1 protein-coding gene and 2 pseudogenes are annotated in these 2,163 nt (G+C 40.2%); 2 read left to right on the forward strand and 1 reads right to left on the reverse strand.

Annotation, left to right across the window (positions count from 1 at the left end):
• Window positions 1-245: 245 nt before the first annotated feature.
• Window positions 246-446 (reverse strand): annotated as a pseudogene (locus CBG25_RS19490) (kinase/pyrophosphorylase); the annotation flags it as partial.
• Window positions 447-683: 237 nt separating this feature from the next.
• Here CBG25_RS19490 and CBG25_RS19495 point away from each other — a divergent pair.
• Window positions 684-1,433: pseudogene (locus tag CBG25_RS19495) on the forward strand (PEP/pyruvate-binding domain-containing protein); the annotation flags it as partial.
• A gap of 17 nt (window positions 1,434-1,450) precedes the next feature.
• The coding region (locus CBG25_RS19500) for a transposase (RefSeq protein ID WP_290608724.1) at window positions 1,451-2,163 on the forward strand (713 nt) is incomplete at its 3' end.

Genomic DNA, 2,163 nt, shown 5'->3' on the forward strand with positions numbered 1-2,163 from the left:
TTATTAACAGTTCACATATGTTAACCATACCGATAAACCTAGCACCTCATCCGCATGATGCTTGCAGGTAATAACTATTCCCTCACGGTTTCGTTATCGCATTTTACAATGCAAGGTTACATTGTCCCGTGAGCTTCAGACCCCGCAGTTGCCCGCCACGCCTGTCACGGTAGGTTACAGTCAATGGGATGACTGGTTTTGTCCATTCCTTTTTCAAAACAATATGTCAGACGACTTCCTGTCGCACTTTTTGAATAGATTTGATCAATTTTTTGTTTTATTTCTTCGGCGCGTTTTTCGCTGGTGACAAACGGTAGTGTGTAAGAAGAAAAATTTAGCGGAAATTGTGATAAAACTGCATGCCCGAGTGTCTCTGCAGTAATAGCGGTTCCGTCAGAGATAAAAAATACACAGCGTTCTAAATTTTTGGCGTGATGATTGTCCATTGGTTAATTTTCCTTTTCTTTAATTCTATTTTCAGAAAGTAAAATAATAAAGATCAAATGTAAAAATTTGTTAGCCGAATGATAGATTATCTGGCGTTAAAAAATATTATTATGAGCTTGATCGATTCACCATTCCATTTTTGGTTCAACACTATGTTAGTCTTAATGATGAGATAATTTTGCCAACTAACTAAAATATTTACACTTCCTATGAATTTTAATAAGGGATCTTCTTCAATGTCCGATAATGGCCGTACTTCATGCAATATACTTTGGTATAACCAGCTTACTATGAATGATATTGATTTAGTTGGTGGAAAGAACGCCTCTTTAGGTGAAATGATCACACATTTAGCTGATCTGGATGTTATGGTGCCGAATGGTTTTGCCACTACCGCCCGAGCTTTCAATGATTATTTAGAACAAGGTGGGCTTAATCAACGTATATACCAATTATTGGATGAAATTGATGTTGATGATGTAACTCAATTAGCCAAAGCGGGTAGCCAAATCCGGCAATGGATCATCGATACACCTTTTGGCGATAAATTAGAACAAGATATTCGGCAGGCTTTTTTGCAATTATGCGCCGATGAGTGTGATATTTCGTTTGCCGTACGTTCTTCTGCTACTGCCGAAGATATGCCAGATGCTTCTTTTGCTGGTCAGCAAGAAACTTTTTTGAATGTACAAGGTATTGACGCGGTAATGGTTGCGATTAAACATGTTTTTGCTTCACTATTTAACGACCGGGCTATCTCATATCGAGTCCATCAAGGTTATGACCATCGTGGTATCCCGCTTTCTGCTGGTATTCAACGCATGGTACGTTCTGATTTAGCTTCTTCGGGCGTAATGTTTACTTTAGATACCGAATCAGGTTTTGATCAGGTAGTTTTTATTACCTCAGCGTGTGGGCTTGGCGAGATGGTTGTTCAAGGAGCGGTTAATCCTGATGAATTTTATGTGCATAAACCGACATTAAGAGGCTGTCGCAAAAGCTCATGTTATCGATTAAAATTTGCTTTATTCGTTTTAAACGCAGATCTTTTATGACCGTATTTACTCGCAAACTGGAATCGCCATCTCACACCAAACGTAAGTTTGTCAAAGCGCAAAATCTACCTATCTTGGAGGGTTCTGTTTCCCTTTGCGATTATCTCAAGCAAATTGGTGAACGTAGGGCATTTATTGTCACAGAGATTTTGGATGAACAAGACTGGGTACCTTTCGAACGCTGTTATTCTTCAACAGGTAGAGCGCCGTATTCTCCTCGTTCAATGATGGGAATTTTGCTTTATGGGATCATGAAAGGGCATAGTTCGCTCAGAGCACTTGAAAATCTGGCGCGTTTAGATTTGGGATGTATTTTTGTCAGCAATGGCGTGACACCTGATCATGCCAGCCTTGGACGTTTCATTTATCAACATCAGACTGTCCTGACGGGCAGTTTTTTTAAAGAACTTAYATTATCCGTTTTTCTTCGTACCCAATCTGGGGTTTCCTGTCTGGCTGGTGATGGAACAGTTATAGAGGCCGCCTGTTCTCATTATGCTCTTTTGACGCAGGAAGCGATTTCACGAGAAAAAAGGGTTCTCTCAGCAGCGCCAGTCACAGTGCGGATAGAAAAACGCATTCAGCAATTGGAACAGAGCGCTGAAGTGTTAAAATGCCGCCAAGAAAATCGTGAAAAAAAAGGTAAAGATGGCAGGCAACT

The sequence above is a fragment of the Arsenophonus sp. ENCA genome (genome assembly GCF_002287155.1).
GTDB classification, from domain to species: Bacteria; Pseudomonadota; Gammaproteobacteria; order Enterobacterales; family Enterobacteriaceae; genus Arsenophonus; species Arsenophonus nilaparvatae.